Below are 16,326 nucleotides of genomic sequence, written 5' to 3'. Positions count from 1 at the left end.
TCCACCCGGTCATCGGGCATGAGCCGGGCGATGCATCGCGAAAGAACGGAAGATGCGCTATCGACGCTAAGGGCGACGGCGGCAAGCGCCGTCTGCATGGAGAAAGAGTCTATGGACCGGAGCGCGGCTTTTGAACGATTTTTTTGAGCTTAGGTTTTCCACTTCCGTGATTAGCCCGACGCTAAAGCATACGAACGCGACGCTTCGCACAACCGGAAAAGCCGTCACCGCTGGCTATAATGGCGCACGTTTCCAATAATCCGGTGCGGGCAACGCGAACCACGCGCCTGTACCCTGGCGGTGCAATGCATGCAAAAACTCATCCTGCCGTTCGTCGCCGGTTTTCTGGCTTCTCTGTTCTTTCATGAATCGACGCTGGCGCTGCTGAACGCAGCGGGTGTTACCGATCAAAGCGGTTTTTCGACTGCCCCGTTTCTACCGCTCGGCCTGCCCGAGTTCATTGCGAACGCAATCTGGAGCGCGTTCTGGGCCGTACTCATGGCGTGGCTCTTGCGCGTGGCTCCCGAGCGACGCGCGCCGTGGCTGCCCGCGTTCGTGTTCGGCGGCATCGTGTTGACGGCGGCAAGCGTGTTCGTCGTGGATCCGCTGCGCGGCATCTGGCCGAGCGGCAACATGCTGCCGCGCCTCGCCATGGGCTTCGCCGCGAACGCGATGTGGGGCTGGGGCGCGCTCGTCTTCATGCGCGCCTTCATGGCGAGCGAAGAGGTGGATTGAGCGGCACCACCGCCCGGCGGCCTCGCCGGCGGTTCAGATGGCCCGACTCGACAAGCGGCGTTTCGATCGTGTGGGCCGCATGCGCCTTAACCGTGCAGATCCCGCAGCGGATGTTCGCTGGCCGGCCATGGGCTTTCGAACATTTTCGCGACATCGGCGGCGCTCACGTCTTCAATGCGTGCGAAGCGCCAGTGCGGCGCGTTGTCCTTGTCGATAATGCGCGCGCGAATCCCTTCCACCGCGTCGCCTTGCAGGAAACTCGAACGCGTGAGATCGAGATCGCCGCGCAGCACTTCCGACATCGAGCCTTCCGCGCGCGTCACTACCTCCAGCGAAACGGCCATAGATAGCGGTGAACGCTCCCGCAGCACGGCGATGGTCTGCTCGGCCCAATCGGCGGTGTCGCGATCGCACTTCTGCTGAAGCGAGGCGAGAATGCGGGGCACGTCGGGCAGCGCAAAATGCCGGTCGATCAACCGCCGCGCGCGAGCAAGCGACGACTCCTTCGGCTGCGGCGCGACCTGATAGGCGCGGCTCTCTCGCTCGACGCACGCAACCACGTCCGCGCCGCGCTCGAACAGTTCGCTGCGCAAGGTGTCGATGAGCGCGGGCAGCGCGGCGTCGTCCATATAGAGATCGGCGAGGCCGGCGTACAACGCGTCGGCGGCACCTATCGCTTCGCCCGTCACCGCGAGATAGCGGCCAATCGCGCCGGGCGTACGCGCGAGAAACCAGCTCGCGCCGACATCCGGGAAGAGGCCAATGCGCGTTTCCGGCATCGCCATCTTTGTCGACTGGGTCACGACGCGCAGGCCGCCGGTACGATGCGCGCCCTGCGAGATGCCCATGCCGCCGCCCATCACCACGCCGTTCGTCAACGCGATGTAGGGCTTCGGGTAAGTGAAGATTGCGTGATTGAGGCGGTATTCCTCGATGAAAAACGCGTCGCGCGCTTCGTGCTCGCCGCGTTTCGCCGACTCGTACAGGAAACGGATATCGCCGCCCGCGCAGAACGCGCGAGGATGCTGGCTGCGCACGACGACCGCAAGCACATCGGGATTTTCGCGCCAGTCGTCGAGCGCGGCATGCATCGTGCGGATCATGTCGATCGACAGCGCGTTGAGCGCCTTCGGCCTTTCAAGCTCGATGAAACCGATGCGGTTGGCTACGTAAGTCGCGACTTCGTCGCTAGCTGCGGGCGAGGCGAAAAGAGACATGGGAGACAACGCACGGCGGCGCAAAGACATGGAAACGCAACGTTATCACGGCCCGCGACTCGGGGCCCCTTTGAGGTGCAAGGTGGGGGACGAGGCGAGCGCTTGCGGCCTCGCGCGAGTTCGGGTGGGGACGTCCCAAAGGTAGGCGCTGACCCGCTGTCTACCGCGTCTTCCTGGCTGAGCGACGCCGGGTAGGCGTAGGTTCTGCGTCCGAACCGCCCTGCGTCTCGGACTGCGTCTCGGATTGCGTCTCGGACTGCGTCTCGGATTGCGTCTCGGATTGCGCCTTGGATTGCGCCTTGACTTGCGCATCGACTTGCGACGAGCCTTCCGCGCCCGTGGCACCGGCCCTCTTCCTGCGCGAGACCGCCGCGTTAGCATTGGAGCCTGCGATGCCATCCGGATCTGCATCCGCAGCAACACCGCCCGCCCCAAGCCAGGTGTCCAATGCGATTCCCACGACGGTGTCGAGCGGCGCCGACGGAAAGACCGGACACGCCAGATGGAGCGCGACGATGCCATGCAGCGTCGCCCAGAAAGCGTCGGCCCACGCCCTCGCATCCACCGATGCAGCAAGGCGCCCCGCCGCTTTCAGCTCGTTTAGCGCGGAAATCATGAATTGCAAGGCCGCGGCGCCCGGGTCGTCTTCCGTGCCGGACTGCACCGCCTGAACGCGCGTTTGCGCCTTGCCCACGACTGACGGACCGGGCGCCGCTGCGGCTGCCTTGGCGCCGAGCGCCGCGCCCGTATAGCTCGGATCTTCCATGAAGATCAGCCGGTACGTTTCCCGATGAGCGACGCCAAAGGCGACATAAGCGCGCCCCATAGCCTTGAGCCGTTCACCTGGGTCGGCAATCCCCGCGAGCGGCTCGAAGGTCTTCAGCAACTGCGCATAGCCTTCGGCGCACAGCGCCCGAGCAATTTCGTCGCGGCTCGCGAAATGCAAATACAGCGCGGCGGGCGAATACTCGATCGCTTCCGCGATCTTGCGCATTGATAGAGCCGCAAAGCCTTCACGCATCACGATATGTCGTGCGGCCCCGAGGATGCGTTCCCGCAACGCCTGCTTCTCCCGATTCTTTCTTTCAGCGATTCCCATGCAGGGCATTTTCCGGTTGACAAACTGAAAAGTCAAATTAAACTGAACACCGTTCACTGAACACTGTTCACAAAGTTTTGACAGCTCAACACATGGCGTGCATCCGGGCTCGCCGCGTCACAAGAAAGGTACCGTCATGCACAACGAAGGAAAGGTCGGCCTGTTCGGAGCCGCCGGCGCCGCCGGCCGGATCATCGCGGCATCGCTTGGCGCGGCGGGTCGCGACTACCGTGTCGTGGGCCGCTCGCGGGAAGCGTTGGTTGCCGCTTTCGGCCACGATCCGCACGCGGAGATCGTCACGTGGAATCCGGACGATCCGGCTTCGATCAGCGCTGCAGCGCAGGGGCTGCAGAGCGTCGTCTATCTGGTCGGCGTGCCCTACGACCGCTTCGCCGAACATCCGCCGCTGATGCAGAAAACGCTCGCAGGCATCACGGCAGCGGCCGTGGAACGCTTCGTTCTGATCGGCACCGTGTATCCATACGGTCGTGCGCGCGGCAATCCGATCGGTGAGGACCATCCTCGCGAGCCGCACACGTTCAAAGGGAAAATGCGGCTCGCCCAGGAAAATCTGGTGCTGCAGGCGCATGGAAAAAACGGACTGTCGACGCTGGTTCTGCGGCTACCCGATTTCTACGGCCCGGGCATCGAGCGCAGTCTGCTCAACGGCGTATTCGAAGCTGCCGCAAATGGAAAGCGCGCGCAGATGGTCGGCCCCTTGGATGTGCCGCATGAATTCATTTATCTGCCGGATATCGGAGCCGTGGTCGAGAAGCTTACGCGCACGCCAGAAGCGTACGGGCGTTGGTGGCACCTTGCCGGCGCGGGCACCATCACGCAGCGCGAAGTGGCACGACAGGCTTATGCACTCGCGGGCGGCCAACCCAGGCTGATGATGGCCGGAAAGACGATGCTGCGCGTGCTCGGCCTCTTCAATCCGCTGATGCGTGAGCTGGTCGAGATGAACTACCTGATGACCGAACCGGTCGTGCTCGACGACTCCGCATTGACGAAGCTGATCGGTCCGATCGCGAAGACGTCTTACGAAGAAGGTATCCGCCAGTGCATGGCCGTCGCGCGCGGTTCTTCTTTCTCTAGCGAGCCGCATCCCCCGGCGGAAAGTGCCCGCTCTTGAGCAGCACAGGTGTGCCGTTGCTGATCTGCAAATGCTCGCGCGCCACGGCTTCTATGCGCGGACGTCCGGCGTCGAATGCGCGCATCCAGCCTTCCAGGTCTTCGGAGTGTGCGCCGAAGTGATCTTCTAGCGCCTCGACGGAGATTGCGCACGGCACGGGTTCACCGTCCACCAGCGCGGGAAAGACAACGGTCAGATTGGAATCGCGGTAGGCTGGCGCGCCCGCGGGAAACCTGATTTCCATGGTCGCCTCATCAGAAGTATCCGGCACACAACCGGAGCCCGCGAGAACCGGCCGGCCCCGGACGACCCGAATATGGTACTCGCGCGGCCGGACCGCGGTCCACCCCGCCGCGGCGCCGGAATCGCGAGGAGCGTCGGCAGGGGTTGCAGTGCGGGCTTGCTTGCCAGGCGCCCTCATGACTTGCCTCGGAGCAGACGTTCGACGTTCATGACTTGCCTCCCAACAGACGGTCGACGTAATCGCGCGCGGCCTGTTCAACATAGGCGAGCGCCTCTTCTTCGCTGCCAAACCGTTGCTGATCGCCGAGATCGAGCAGCGTCTCCATCCGGTGTGCATCGTCCGGACCAAGCTCGGCCAGGCTGACCGAGCCGACGTAGGTGCCGCCCGTGCCACCGGTGCCGTTGTTGCCTTGGGCGCCGGCCGCCGGCACGAGGCGCGCGGCGGCACTGATGTAATAGCCGCGGTAAGGGCCGCTGACCCGTTCAGCCATGTTCGTTCTCCTCGTTGCGATAGATGAGGTAAGGCGCGCGGCGATCGAATAAGTTCTGCACGTTTTGAGAGTTGCACTTGTCGGATCCGTACAGGTCGAACCGGTTCGACGGCACGCTCCGTGCTGCTGCAGTGCCTCCATTTCGAGTTCAGCGAGCGCAATATGGGAAAATATTTTCTGCACGATCACGAACTGCCCGAGCCGGATGCGGCGAATCGATGGTTTGCGTATGCCGAAAGCCATGACATCGACATCGCGAAAGCCATCAGCATCTGGGAAGACGCGGCCACTGAAAGCGGTGTCGAAAGCCGCCGCCTCGTCAGCGCGGCGGGCATTACTGTCGAAACGCCCTGAGCTTGCGCGCGTGGCAAGCCAACACATCAAAGGAAAGAATCACGATGCATTTCATGACGCAATGGCCGGGCCGAAGTCATTCGCCGCGTGGCAACGCGCGGGCTCTGCTGCGCCACACGTCCCTTCTTCTCGCATTGCCAGTAACAGTTGCGCTGGGCGCGGGCCTGGCAGGCTGCGCGTCGTCCAACACGACATCGCTCATCAATCTGCCGAACGGCCAGACCGGCTTCGCGGTCAATTGCAGCGGCGCCGACGCCGGTTCGAGCTGGGCCTCATGCTATGTGCAGGCGGGCAAGGCGTGCGGCGCGACAGGCTATGACATCGTGTCGAAAGACAACGACGAAGGCGGGACCGCGGGCGGCAGCGTGACGAACGTCGTGTCGGCCAACGTCAAGAGCCGCTCGATGATCGTACGCTGCAAGTAAGAGCCGACATCGCCGGCAAGCGCAGCAAAGCCCGAACGCATGCACAACGGATGCAGCCAGAGCCCAGGCGGTGCGTCGGGCTCGCGCTTCAATGCGCCTGCATCTTCGAGAACATGTTCAGCACAGCGACTCCGGAAACGATCAGCCCGAGCCCGATGACGGCCGGCACATCGGGCACCTGCCCATAGAGCAGAAGCGCGACGAGCGTAATCAGCACGATGCCCGCGCCCGACCACACGGCGTAGACGATGCCGACCGGAATGCTCCTGAGCGTCAGCGACAGGCAGTAAAAGGCGACGCCATATCCGAGGACCACCACCGCCGACGGCACGAGCCGCGAGAAACCGTCCGACGCCCGCATGGCGGACGTGGCAATCACCTCGGCCACGATCGCGATGCCGAGCCATGCATAAGGCGGCACCCGCATCGGTTCAGGCCTTTGCAAGCGCGAGCTTGCTGTAGTCGTGACCGAGGTGCGCGCAGAGGGCTTCCACCACGAACTCATGATCGGCACGCTGCGGCAAGCCGGACACCGTGATCGAACCGATCACGCCCGCACCCGAGACCGTCAACGGGAACGCGCCGCCGTGCGATGCATATTCGGTAGCGGGCAGGCCGTGCTTGTCCGCGAGCGTGCTGCCGGCCTGCTGCATTTTCAGGCCGATCGCATACGAGCTGCGCCGGAAATGCGCGACCGTGTTGCCCTTGCGGCGTGCCCAATCGACGTTGTCCGGCGTCGCGCCGTCGAGCAGGCTGAAGAACAGAGGCTGACCAAACGTGCGCACGTCGATGGCGGCAGCGATGCCGCGTGCCTTCGCGACCTCGTGCAGATAGGCACCGATTTGCCATGCGCGGTCAGCATCGAATTGGGGGAACACGAGCGCGTGTTCCTGAGCGGCAATGATCTGCAGGTCGTGAGCGATGTCCATGAAGTTCCGGGGGCAAGGTGTGAGTGCGGGCTCGTCGTCGTGCATTCGCGACCGACTCGGCGTGGAGTCGGCGTGGAGTTGTAGTGATTTCCACGCAAATCGCGTGACGCGCGCCGGGAGACTCCGATTCTAGCGCAGCGTCTTGCAGCGGCCTTGCGCGATGCGACGCCGCCCACGCATCGCGCGACGTTTTGCAGGAAGCCGTTCGGCGAGCGCGAGTAATTGCCGGGAACTGCGAGCGGGAGTCCGCTTGTTAAACGACTACCGCATCGACTATTGCATCGCCTCCCGGTTTGGTCTATACTCTTTTCTTCGACGGACGCGGGGTGGAGCAGTCTGGCAGCTCGTCGGGCTCATAACCCGAAGGTCGTAGGTTCAAATCCTACCCCCGCAACCAAAAGCTGGAACGTCGAAAACAACATTGAAGGCTTGCCAAACCGGCAGGCCTTTTTTGTTTGCGCAGCAGTCTTTTCGCGTCGATAGTCCTGGCATGAGTCGATGCATATGAGCCGCGTCGTCAAGCGCACGCATAAGCACACCCATAAGCGCACCCGCGCCCCTTCACACCGCCCGCTTGCCGGCACCGCCTCCATCACGCGTCACCATCACCGCGCACGGTAAAACGCCGCCCCAGTGATAAACTCCTAGCACCCTTTCTCGTGCCTTTCCTATGAAATTCTGTTCTGTCTGCGGCCACGGCGTCAGCCTGAGCATTCCGCCGGGCGACAACCGCGAGCGCTTCGTATGCGGCAATTGCGGCACGGTGCACTATCAGAATCCGCGCAACGTCGTGGGCACCGTTCCGGTCTGGGACGACAAGGTGCTGCTATGCCGCCGCGCAATCGAACCGCGCTACGGCTACTGGACGCTGCCCGCAGGCTTCATGGAAATGGGCGAGACCACGGCCGAAGCCGCTTCCCGCGAAACGCTCGAAGAAGCCGGCGCGCGCGTCGAGGTGCAGAATCTCTTCTCGCTGCTGAACGTGCCGCATGTGCATCAGGTGCATCTTTTCTACATGGCGCGCCTCCTCGATCTGGACATTGCCGCGGGCGAGGAGAGTCTCGAAGTGAAGCTCTTCGAAGAAAGCGACATTCCGTGGGACGAGATTGCGTTTCCCACCGTCGGACAAACGCTGCGCTTCTTTTTCGCCGACCGCGCGGCCGGCAGCTTCGGCCTGCATACGGGCGACATCTTCCGCTCGCTGCGCGAAGGCTGAGCGGCGCGCATGGTTCCCTGGCTCGGACCCGACGAACCGTTTCCGCCCGTCGAGCGCGCGCTCGGCGCGGCAAGCGGCGCTCCGGGCCTGCTCGCCGCGAGCGGCGATCTGCTGCCGTCACGCCTTATCGACGCGTATCGTCACGGTATCTTCCCGTGGTATTCGGACGGCCAGCCCGTGTTGTGGTGGAGCCCCGACCCGCGCATGATCCTGCGCCCCGCCGAGTTCAAGGTGTCGCCGTCGCTGCGTAAAACGCTCAAGCGCGTGTTGCGCGACGACGCATGGGAAATCCGCGTCGACCACGACTTCGCAGCCGTGATGCGCGCCTGCGCAGAGGCGCCGCGGCGCGGCCAGCGCGGCACGTGGATCACCGCGGACGTAGTCGACGCCTATTCGTCGCTGCATCGCGTGGGGGACGCGCACAGCATCGAAACATGGTTCGAAGGCGAGCGCGTGGGCGGCTTGTACGGTGTCTCGTTCGGCAAGATGTTCTTCGGCGAATCCATGTTCGCCAACGTCACGGATGCCTCGAAAATGGCGCTGGCCGCGCTTGTCGGGCACTTGCGCCGTCACGAAGTAGAAATGATAGACTGCCAGCAGAACACGTCGCATCTGGCGTCGCTCGGCGGTCGCGAGATAGCGCGCAAAGCGTTCATCGCGCATGTTCGCGCGTCTGTCGACGCACCGCGCATTCCCTGGCGCTTCGACAAGACCGTGTTGCTCGATGTGCTCGCGCGAGCGGCGTAGGAAGAATCAGGCCGAATCCGGATCCGTTCAATGAAACGCGCGGATCAAGTGCTGCAAAATGAGCTGCAACACGATCTGCAAGACAAGTTGCAACGCGCGCCGGGTTTGCATTACCAGAGATGCTTCGAGAGCTGCCAACGTGACTCATCCTAACGAGCTGCCTCTTTCTCCGCTTTCGGCGCTGCAATTTTATGCAACGGCGCCTTATCCCTGCAGTTATCTCGACGGGCGTATCGCGCGCTCGCAAGTCGCGACGCCCAGTCACCTCATCAACTCGGACGTCTATACGGACCTCGTCAAGGCGGGCTTCCGGCGCTCGGGTGTGTTCACATATCGGCCCTATTGCGACGGTTGCCGCGCATGCGTGCCGGTGCGCGTGCCCGTCGACCGGTTCGAGCCGAACCGCACGCAACGGCGCGTCTGGAAAAAGCATGGCGACATGATCGCCACGGTCGCGCCGCTTCACTACGACGAGGAACACTACGCGCTCTATATGCGCTATCAGTCGGCGCGACATGCGGGCGGCGGCATGGACCGCGACAGCCGCGACCAGTACGAACAGTTTCTGCTGCAAAGCCGGATCAACTCGCGGCTCGTCGAATTCCGTGAAGCGCTGCCGGACAAACCCGAATCGCCCGGCCTTCTGCGCATGATCAGCATGATCGACATTCTCGGCGACGGGCTCTCGTCCGTGTACACGTTCTTCGAGCCGGGACTGCCGCATACGAGTTTCGGCACGTACAACATCTACTGGCAGATCGAGCAGGCGCGCAGCCTGAAGTTGCCGTATGTGTACCTCGGGTACTGGATCCGCGAGAGTCCGAAGATGGCCTACAAGGCCAATTTCAGGCCGCTCGAAGGTCTGATCGACGGCGTATGGCGCGTGCTCGATCCCGCAGGCGTGGATCTCGCGACGGTCGGCGCGGCGTCGCAGGGCAAACGCGGGCCGCTGCGGCCTTAAGTAGCGAGCGCCACTCCTGCCCCGCCCTATCTCATTGATAGCGCAAAGCCGGTAAAATAGCGGGTTCCCATTTTTTGGCCGCCCGGCTTCGTCCTGTGTTCAGTTCCCTCTATCCGCTCATACGCGCCCAACTCTTTCGCATGGACGCGGAAGACGCTCATCACCTGACCTTGCGTGTGCTCGGCGCCGCCGGCCGCACCGGCCTCGCCGGCGCGCTCGCCGCGCGCGTGCCTGACGCGCCGCGCACGGTGATGGGGCTGACGTTCCGCAATCCCGTGGGGCTTGCAGCAGGGCTCGACAAGGACGGCGCGTCTATCGACGGGCTCGCCGCGCTCGGCTTCGGCTTCATCGAAGTGGGCACGGTCACGCCGCGCGCGCAGCCCGGCAATCCGCGGCCGCGCATGTTCCGTCTGCCCCAGGCGAATGCCGTGATCAACCGCATGGGCTTCAACAATGCGGGCGTCGACCAGTTCGTGAAAAACGTGCAGGCCGCGCGCTATCGCGGCATTCTCGGCCTGAACATCGGCAAGAACGCCGACACGCCGATCGAGCGCGCCGCTGAAGACTACCTGTATTGCCTCGAACGCGTCTATCCGTTCGCGAGCTACGTGACGGTCAACATCTCGTCGCCGAATACGAAGAATCTGCGCCAGTTGCAAGGCGCGGGCGAACTCGACGCGCTGCTCGCGGCGCTCAAGGACAAGCAGCAACGTCTTGCCGACATGCACGGCAAGCTGGTGCCGCTCGCGTTGAAGATCGCGCCTGATCTCGACGACGAGCAGATCAAGTCGATCGCCGACACGCTGTTGCGCCACCGCTTCGAAGGCGTGATCGCGACCAATACCACGCTGTCGCGCACCGCCGTCGCGGGCATGCAATACGGCGACGAAGCGGGCGGCCTGTCGGGCAAGCCGGTGTTCGACGCGTCGAACGAAGTGATCCGCAAGCTGCGCGCCGAAGTCGGTGAGGCAGTACCGATCATCGGCGTGGGCGGGATCTTTTCCGGCGACGATGCCCGCGCGAAGCTCGCTGCCGGCGCCTCGCTCGTTCAGCTTTATACGGGCTTCATCTATCGGGGACCGGCGCTCGTCGCCGAATGCGTGCAGGCGCTTCGCTGACTGCACGGGCAGTCGCAGTGGCAGTCGCGGTCCCAAGCGGCACGCGGACTCAGGCTCGCGGCGACCGGGTAATACAGACATGAACAAACGGTATTTAGCGTTCGGCATTCTGCTTTGTTAAGCTTTCGTCCGCTAAAACGACATACGAACAAAAAGGAACACAATGCAACTCGGGTTGTTGAAGAAAGTTTTCGTCGCCGCTCTGATCGGCGCTTCGTTCACCGCGGTCACGGCCCATGCCGACGACCTGCTGGACCAGGTCAAGCAGCGCGGCGCGCTGCGCATCGGTCTGGAAGGCACATTCCCTCCGTTCGATTCGAAAGCGCCGTCGGGCGAACTCGTCGGCTATGACGTCGACATCGCCAAAGCAGTGGCGGCGAAGCTCGGCGTCAAGCCCGAATTCGTCACGACCGAATGGAGCGGCATCATTGCGGGTCTCCAGGCCGGCAAGTTCGACGTGATCGTCAACCAGGTCGGCATTACGGATGCGCGCAAGCAGGCGCTAGATTTCTCGCCCGCTTATACGTACTCGGCGGCCCAATTGATCCAGCGTAAGGACGACACGCGCCAGTTCAAGTCGCTCGACGATCTGAAGGGCAAGAAGCTCGGCGTCGGCCTTGGCACCAACTACATGGACATGGCGAAGTCGGTGCCCGGCATCGACGTGAAGACGTACCCGGGCGCGCCCGAATATCTGCGCGATCTGGCGGCTGGCCGTCTCGACGCGGCGCTCAACGACCGTCTGATGCTCGCCTATCTGTTGAAGAACTCGCAGTTGCCGCTGCGCACCGGCGCGAATGTCGGCGCGGGCAACCCGTCGGGCATTCCGTTCAAAAAGAACAACCCGAAGTTCGCCAAGGCAATCGACGACGCGATGACGCAGCTCGAAGCAGACGGCACCTTCGCGAAGATCTCGGACAAGTGGTTCGGCATCGACGTGAGCAAGCCGATCAAGTAACCGGCTTCGGATGAAACGAAGGGCGGCATCCCCGGAATGCCGCCCTTCGCACTTTTGCAGCACGCGCCCAGCCTGGGCGATGTGCGTCTCGCGCGCCAACCCGAGCACCGCTCATGTCCACCACTTCCCTGCTCGTTCAATCGCTTCCTGTGCTCGCGCAGGGCGCTGTCCTGACGGTCAAGTTTGCAGTTCTGTCGATGTTCTTCGGCCTGATTGCAGGCGCCGTGCTCGCGCTAATGGGCGTGAGCCACAGCCGCACATTGAACTGGATCGCGCGCATTTACGTGAGCGTGATGCGCGGCACGCCGTTGCTCGTGCAGATCTTCGTGATCTACTACGGCTTGCCGAGCTTCGGCATTTCGCTCGACCCGACGCCGGCCGGCGTGATCGCGCTGTCGGCAAACGTGGCCGCGTATCTGTCGGAAAGCATGCGCGGCGCGATCCTCGGCATTCACCGGGGACAATGGCTCGCCGCCTACAGCCTCGGACTCTCGCGGCGCCAGACGCTGCGCTACGTGATCGCGCCGCAAGCCTTGCGTATTGCGGTGCCGAGTCTGTCGAACAGCTTGATCAGCCTGATCAAGGATACTTCGTTGGTCTCCGTGATTACGGTGACCGAACTGCTGCGTAGTGCGCAGGAAATCATCGCGTCGACGTACCAGCCATTGCCGCTCTATCTGGCGGCAGCGGCCGTCTACTGGGTGCTGTGCCAGATACTCGAACTGCTGCAGCGCTGGTATGAACGGCGGCTCGCGCTGCCCTCCAGGCACTGAGCGCTGGCGGCGGGCATTCAACACCGAGCGCGCGGCCGGAGCCTGTGCTAGAGACTGAGCCGCCGCTAGCCGAATCCACGTCGGCTAGCGGCTCGCAAGTGGCGCGGCCTGGTCCTGCGGCGCGCCGAAACGCCCGAATCGCAGCGCGTAATGCCGCAAATCGTACTGGCCGCATGGGGCGATTCGCGTCACTCGCCCGCAAACCTAAGCCCTAACGCCGCGCGCGCGGCATCAGCCATCGCGATCATCTGCAAAGACTTGCTGTGCGGCATTAGCGGACTCTCGAGCCGTCCCGCGCGGATCAGCTCGCAGAAATGCGCGGTCTCGTAGTTCAGGCCACCGCCTTCGAATGGTTCGTCGAGTTCGATCACGCGACCGTCGGCGTAGCGGATCGTCGCACGCGACGGGTTCCACCACGGCTCGTGAATCGTCACGTGCCCGCTTTTCGCCATCAGCAGCGCGTCGCCCTTGCCGTGCAGATCGAGTCCGCAGAAGAGCTGCGCGATGCCGCGCTCATGCTGGCTGTTCAGGCTCGCGAACGTATCGACGCCGGTCGCACCGAGGCGCCCGAGCGTTTGCACGTCGAGCGGCGCGCCGAGCCAGTCGACGGCGAGAAACATCTCGTAGATGCCGATATCGAGCAGCGCGCCGCCCGCATGCTCGAACGACAGCGACGGGTGATCGTCGGGCACGCCTGGCACCGAACAGCCGGCCCGCACGAGTCCGATTTCGCCAATCGGATCGTCCTTTAGATGCGCCTGCAACTTTCTGTACAACGGATAAAACGGCGGCTTCATCGCTTCCATGAAGAGGCGCTGGGCGCGGCGCGCGGCGTCCTGCACGCGCTCGAGTTGCGACCTGTTGATCGCGGCGGGCTTTTCGCATAGCACGTGCAGGCCGGCTCGCAGTGCCGCGATCGCGTAATCGGCGTGGCTGTCCTGAACGGTGGCGATATAGAGCGCGTCGATCCCGCTGGCGAGCAGCGCATCGAAGCTCGCGCAAAGCCGGCCGCCGAATTCGTCGGCGAAAGCCTGCGCCGGCTCTGCGCGTCGCGACCACAACGCCGCGAGGCGCGCGTTGGGCACATGGGCGAGGCCTTGAGCGAACCGGCGCGCAATGCGGCCCGTACCGACGATTCCCCAATGGATCGTGCCGTCCGATGGGATTGCTTGCGTTGAGTTTGTGGCGGCGTTTGTCGGGGCATCTGTGCCCGCGTTGATCACAGCGTTTGTCACGATCACCTGGCGTCCCTGCGGTTAAGAGCAAGGCGCTATTGTCGCGCATGCCGCCGGCAGGTGTGTCGTCATGGGGAACGCATCACGTCGGTGGGACTGCAGGCCAACAACGATCAGCAAATTGGCGCGCCGCTGCGGCAACGCGCGCAGCAGCGCCAGAAGCCATACGTTGGCTCGGCGTTATCCGGCGTTTCCGCCATGCGCGGGCGGAACCGGCGGCGCTACGGCAAAGGTGCCGGCGATCTCTTTGGTCGTGAAGTCGATCATCGCCATCGACGCGAGCTCGGCTTCTTTCGGGTCACGCCGCTCTATCGCTTCGACCACGCGCCGGTGTGAGTTAATCGCCGTCTCCCACATCCCTTCCTTCTCGTTGACGATCCGATTGCCGGACGACAGCGCCCCGCGAATGATCGCCGCCATCTGCTTGAAAAACTGATTGCCGCTCGCGACGACGATGCGCGTATGGAACAGTTCGTCGGCTTCCTGATAGCCCGGTTCGGCGGGACGGATCACGCGAAACGCCTCGAACGCATCGCGCACCGCGGCGATGTCGGCCGCGCTGCCGCGCGCCGCCGCCTGCGCCGAGGCGCGCGGCTCGATCAGAATGCGAAACTCGATCACGTCGCGCAGGAATAGCGGATCGGGCTTCGCGCGAAAACGCCAGTTCACGACGTCTTCGTCGATCATGCGCCAGTCGCTCATCGGCCGGATGCGCGTGCCGATCTTCGGACGCACATCGAGCATGTCGCGCGCGAGCAGCATCGACAGCGCCTCGCGCATGACGGTGCGGCTCACGTCGAACTCTTTCGACAGCACGTCCTGAGGCGGCAGTATCGCGCCGTACTTCTCCTCGACGATGCCCGTGACGAGCCCGTCCATCACCTTGCTGACCAATGATCGATCTTTGTTTCCCTGTTCCATGACCCTCTCCCCGAAGCGGTGTTTGCCCCCGCGTAGCCTGTTGATAAACCGCCGTTCTTTGTGTGTTTTATCGTCACGTGGTGTTCATCCACGCTACGTTGCTAGCTTCACAACGGTTACGCCAGTTGGGACACTTCCTGACAGGGTTATCCCTCTGAAGAATTGTTTCTTCCATGTAACGCGCTACGTGCCAAAGGGCCACAAGCTTGCGTTTCAAGCATGCCTGCGGCCTTGACTTTGCATGGTGCGACGACGCACGTTGTGAGACAAATTGTCTGAACCCAAACGGCCTGAAATCACTCATGGCTCCTCGCAAACGATGGACCCGGTTCGCCCTGTTCGCAGTGCGCGGATGGGGGCAATGCGTGTGCCGGTGTCGCGATCTGCGAACCGGCCACCGACCCATAGCGTCCGCCGAAGAAAATGAGCGGTGCGTGCTCGTCGAGCGAAAACACCAACACCTCGCCGACGAACAACGTGTGGTCGCCGCACGGATGCCGGTCCACTACACGCGCAGCAAAGCGGGCCGCCGCATGTTCGAGCAGCACCACGTCAGCAAGCCCGTCGACGCCGGCGAAGCGCGGCGCAAGCCGGCTCTGCGGCTCGCCCGCGAAGTGGCGGCTGTGCGCCTCCTGGGCGTCCGACAACACGCTCACGCCGAACACCGCGCAGGCCATCAGGCGCTCGTGCATGCGCGCGTGCTGTCCGACCGACACGACGATCAGCGGCGGCCTGAGCGAACCTGACATGAAGGCGTTCGCAGTCATCGCGTGCAGGCGTTCGCCGCTGCCGGTCGAGATCACGACGACGCCGGTCGCGAAGCGCCCGAGCGCATGCCGAAAGCGCCGCTCGTCGAAGTCCGCGTCTGCTGCGCGCGGCTCATCAAGTCGAAGTGCGTGGGCTTGCATGGCCGCTCTCCTGACCGAAGCGATACGCCGCAAGCGGCTTGTGCGCGATGAAGTGAAACCACCAGGCGTCGCTGTCCTCTACGTCGTCGGCAATCCGCCTGCCATCGCAACTGCCGAACACCGCATCGCATTGCAAGCCGACCTGCGCGAGTTGCCGGCGCTGTTCGGGAAGCGTCGTGTAGACGATCACGATGCCAAAGTTGTGAGCCGCCGCTGTCTTGACCGAGTAACCGCCGTAGTCGCGATTCAGCTTGACGTTACGTACATAGTTCAGCGTGCCGAGCTGGAAGCGGCGCATTGCGCGCAGCGAGCGCCAGCCGAGCCTGAGCGGATTGAAGGTGAACTGCGGCAGCAGTTGCCAGATGTTCTCGCGATAACCGGGGCCGCCGCGATTGTGCGACGAGAACAGCACATAGCCCCCCGGCCGCACTACGCGATACATTTCTTCGAGGATCTTCACGCGACCGTCGTAGTCCACGCAGTCGATACCGTTCCAGCTAAACGCAGCTAGCCCGTAATGATTGGACGGCAGCTCCGACATGTCGCGCGCATCCATATGCCGCAAGTCGCGGCCGGGATAGCGCGACCTCGCCATGTCGAGCAGCTTTGGCGTGTAGTCGACGCCGGTATAGTCGTTCGAGATGGCGAGCATCAGCGCAATGGTGCGCCCCGTGCCGATGCCGATGTCGAGCAATGGCGTCGCCGCGCAGCGCGGCGCGAGCCACTGGAACGCGGTCTCCTCGCCGGCGTCGGAGAAGGTCTTGCCGGCGGCGAAAACGCGCGCTGCGTCGCGCGAATTCCACGCCACGCGATTGATGCGGTCCAGGTCGGATTGTGTATTCACGGCACTCCTCCAGCGTA

At 63.5% G+C, this 16,326-nt stretch carries 20 protein-coding genes and 1 tRNA gene; 11 read left to right on the top strand and 10 right to left on the bottom strand.

The annotated features are described in order from the left end of the window. The first annotated feature begins 309 nt into the window (after nucleotides 1–309). Nucleotides 310–735 (top strand): hypothetical protein, encoded by a 426-nt coding sequence (locus RW095_RS26620; RefSeq protein WP_128588413.1) that lies wholly within the window; start codon nucleotides 310–312, stop codon nucleotides 733–735. 86 nt (nucleotides 736–821) lie between these two features. On the opposite strand, the gene RW095_RS26615 is transcribed toward RW095_RS26620, so the two are convergent. Together RW095_RS26615 and RW095_RS26610 are read right to left on the bottom strand one after the other, a co-directional pair. After that, nucleotides 822–1,952, bottom strand: a complete 1,131-nt coding sequence (locus tag RW095_RS26615; RefSeq protein WP_317021812.1) for an enoyl-CoA hydratase/isomerase family protein — start codon at nucleotides 1,950–1,952, stop codon at nucleotides 822–824. 160 nt (nucleotides 1,953–2,112) lie between these two features. Next, nucleotides 2,113–3,051, bottom strand: a complete 939-nt coding sequence (locus tag RW095_RS26610) for a TetR/AcrR family transcriptional regulator (RefSeq protein ID WP_317021811.1) — start codon at nucleotides 3,049–3,051, stop codon at nucleotides 2,113–2,115. 136 nt (nucleotides 3,052–3,187) lie between these two features. Between RW095_RS26610 and RW095_RS26605 the strand changes: the two genes are divergently transcribed. Beyond that, nucleotides 3,188–4,186 carry an NAD-dependent epimerase/dehydratase family protein gene (locus tag RW095_RS26605; RefSeq protein WP_317021810.1) on the top strand — a complete coding sequence of 333 codons (999 nt, stop codon included), beginning with the start codon at nucleotides 3,188–3,190 and terminating at the stop codon, nucleotides 4,184–4,186. Here the strand turns inward: RW095_RS26605 and RW095_RS26600 are convergent. Both RW095_RS26600 and RW095_RS26595 read right to left on the bottom strand, forming a co-directional pair. Then, nucleotides 4,146–4,430, bottom strand: coding sequence for a DUF1488 family protein (locus RW095_RS26600; protein ID WP_128594908.1), 285 nt, complete (start codon nucleotides 4,428–4,430; stop codon nucleotides 4,146–4,148). The genes RW095_RS26605 and RW095_RS26600 overlap by 41 nt on opposite strands. Nucleotides 4,431–4,635: 205 nt before the next feature. Further along, a complete protein-coding gene (locus RW095_RS26595; RefSeq protein ID WP_317021809.1) occupies nucleotides 4,636–4,920 on the bottom strand; it encodes a hypothetical protein in 285 nt (94 codons plus the stop codon). Nucleotides 4,921–5,082: 162 nt separating this feature from the next. On the opposite strand from RW095_RS26595, the gene RW095_RS26590 reads away from it, so the two are divergent. Together RW095_RS26590 and RW095_RS26585 are read left to right on the top strand one after the other, a co-directional pair. Further along, on the top strand, nucleotides 5,083–5,274 hold the full coding sequence (locus RW095_RS26590) for a hypothetical protein (protein ID WP_317021808.1): 192 nt from the start codon (nucleotides 5,083–5,085) through the stop codon (nucleotides 5,272–5,274). A 44-nt stretch (nucleotides 5,275–5,318) separates the two neighbouring features. Continuing rightward, entirely contained in the window at nucleotides 5,319–5,699 is a 381-nt protein-coding gene (locus RW095_RS26585) for a hypothetical protein (protein WP_128588424.1), read from the top strand. An 88-nt stretch (nucleotides 5,700–5,787) separates the two neighbouring features. Here the strand turns inward: RW095_RS26585 and RW095_RS26580 are convergent, their stop codons facing one another. Next, a complete protein-coding gene (locus RW095_RS26580) occupies nucleotides 5,788–6,120 on the bottom strand; it encodes a DMT family transporter (protein WP_394365218.1) in 333 nt (110 codons plus the stop codon). 10 nt (nucleotides 6,121–6,130) lie between these two features. Beyond that, nucleotides 6,131–6,628, bottom strand: coding sequence for a heme-degrading domain-containing protein (locus RW095_RS26575; RefSeq protein ID WP_128588426.1), 498 nt, complete (start codon nucleotides 6,626–6,628; stop codon nucleotides 6,131–6,133). Nucleotides 6,629–6,948: 320 nt separating this feature from the next. Between RW095_RS26575 and RW095_RS26570 the strand changes: the two genes are divergently transcribed. The 7 genes from RW095_RS26570 to RW095_RS26540 all read left to right on the top strand — a co-directional run bounded on the left by RW095_RS26570 (nucleotide 6,949) and on the right by RW095_RS26540 (nucleotide 12,401). After that, nucleotides 6,949–7,025: transfer RNA gene (locus RW095_RS26570), tRNA-Met, on the top strand. 273 nt (nucleotides 7,026–7,298) lie between these two features. After that, complete coding sequence (locus RW095_RS26565; RefSeq protein WP_128594904.1) at nucleotides 7,299–7,844, top strand: NUDIX hydrolase; 546 nt, start codon at nucleotides 7,299–7,301, stop codon at nucleotides 7,842–7,844. A gap of 9 nt (nucleotides 7,845–7,853) precedes the next feature. Further along, the gene (gene aat, locus RW095_RS26560; RefSeq protein ID WP_317021806.1) at nucleotides 7,854–8,591 is read left to right on the top strand and encodes a leucyl/phenylalanyl-tRNA--protein transferase; all 738 of its coding nucleotides are present in this window, start codon (nucleotides 7,854–7,856) and stop codon (nucleotides 8,589–8,591) included. Between the two features lie 139 nt (nucleotides 8,592–8,730). Further along, the gene (locus RW095_RS26555; protein ID WP_317021805.1) at nucleotides 8,731–9,552 is read left to right on the top strand and encodes an arginyltransferase; all 822 of its coding nucleotides are present in this window, start codon (nucleotides 8,731–8,733) and stop codon (nucleotides 9,550–9,552) included. Between the two features lie 95 nt (nucleotides 9,553–9,647). After that, nucleotides 9,648–10,670, top strand: coding sequence for a quinone-dependent dihydroorotate dehydrogenase (locus RW095_RS26550; RefSeq protein WP_317021804.1), 1,023 nt, complete (start codon nucleotides 9,648–9,650; stop codon nucleotides 10,668–10,670). Nucleotides 10,671–10,833: 163 nt separating this feature from the next. Further along, entirely contained in the window at nucleotides 10,834–11,628 is a 795-nt protein-coding gene (locus tag RW095_RS26545; RefSeq protein ID WP_317021803.1) for a cystine ABC transporter substrate-binding protein, read from the top strand. 113 nt (nucleotides 11,629–11,741) lie between these two features. Then, entirely contained in the window at nucleotides 11,742–12,401 is a 660-nt protein-coding gene (locus RW095_RS26540; RefSeq protein ID WP_317021802.1) for an amino acid ABC transporter permease, read from the top strand. A gap of 188 nt (nucleotides 12,402–12,589) precedes the next feature. Here the strand turns inward: RW095_RS26540 and RW095_RS26535 are convergent, their stop codons facing one another. The 4 genes from RW095_RS26535 to RW095_RS26520 form a co-directional block, all read right to left on the bottom strand. Then, a complete protein-coding gene (locus RW095_RS26535; protein ID WP_317022692.1) occupies nucleotides 12,590–13,567 on the bottom strand; it encodes a Gfo/Idh/MocA family protein in 978 nt (325 codons plus the stop codon). Nucleotides 13,568–13,816: 249 nt separating this feature from the next. Further along, nucleotides 13,817–14,557 carry a FadR/GntR family transcriptional regulator gene (locus RW095_RS26530; protein WP_317021801.1) on the bottom strand — a complete coding sequence of 247 codons (741 nt, stop codon included), beginning with the start codon at nucleotides 14,555–14,557 and terminating at the stop codon, nucleotides 13,817–13,819. A 296-nt stretch (nucleotides 14,558–14,853) separates the two neighbouring features. Next, the gene (locus RW095_RS26525) at nucleotides 14,854–15,465 is read right to left on the bottom strand and encodes a flavin reductase family protein (RefSeq protein ID WP_317021800.1); all 612 of its coding nucleotides are present in this window, start codon (nucleotides 15,463–15,465) and stop codon (nucleotides 14,854–14,856) included. After that, nucleotides 15,440–16,309, bottom strand: a complete 870-nt coding sequence (locus RW095_RS26520; protein ID WP_317021799.1) for a class I SAM-dependent methyltransferase — start codon at nucleotides 16,307–16,309, stop codon at nucleotides 15,440–15,442. Before RW095_RS26520 ends, RW095_RS26525 begins: the two co-directional genes overlap by 26 nt. Nucleotides 16,310–16,326 lie beyond the last annotated feature (17 nt).

It is taken from the genome of Paraburkholderia kirstenboschensis (genome assembly GCF_032806925.1).
Taxonomy (GTDB): domain Bacteria; phylum Pseudomonadota; class Gammaproteobacteria; order Burkholderiales; family Burkholderiaceae; genus Paraburkholderia; species Paraburkholderia kirstenboschensis.
Note: the sequence above shows the minus strand (reverse complement) of the source record. Positions and strands in the feature narration are given on the sequence as shown.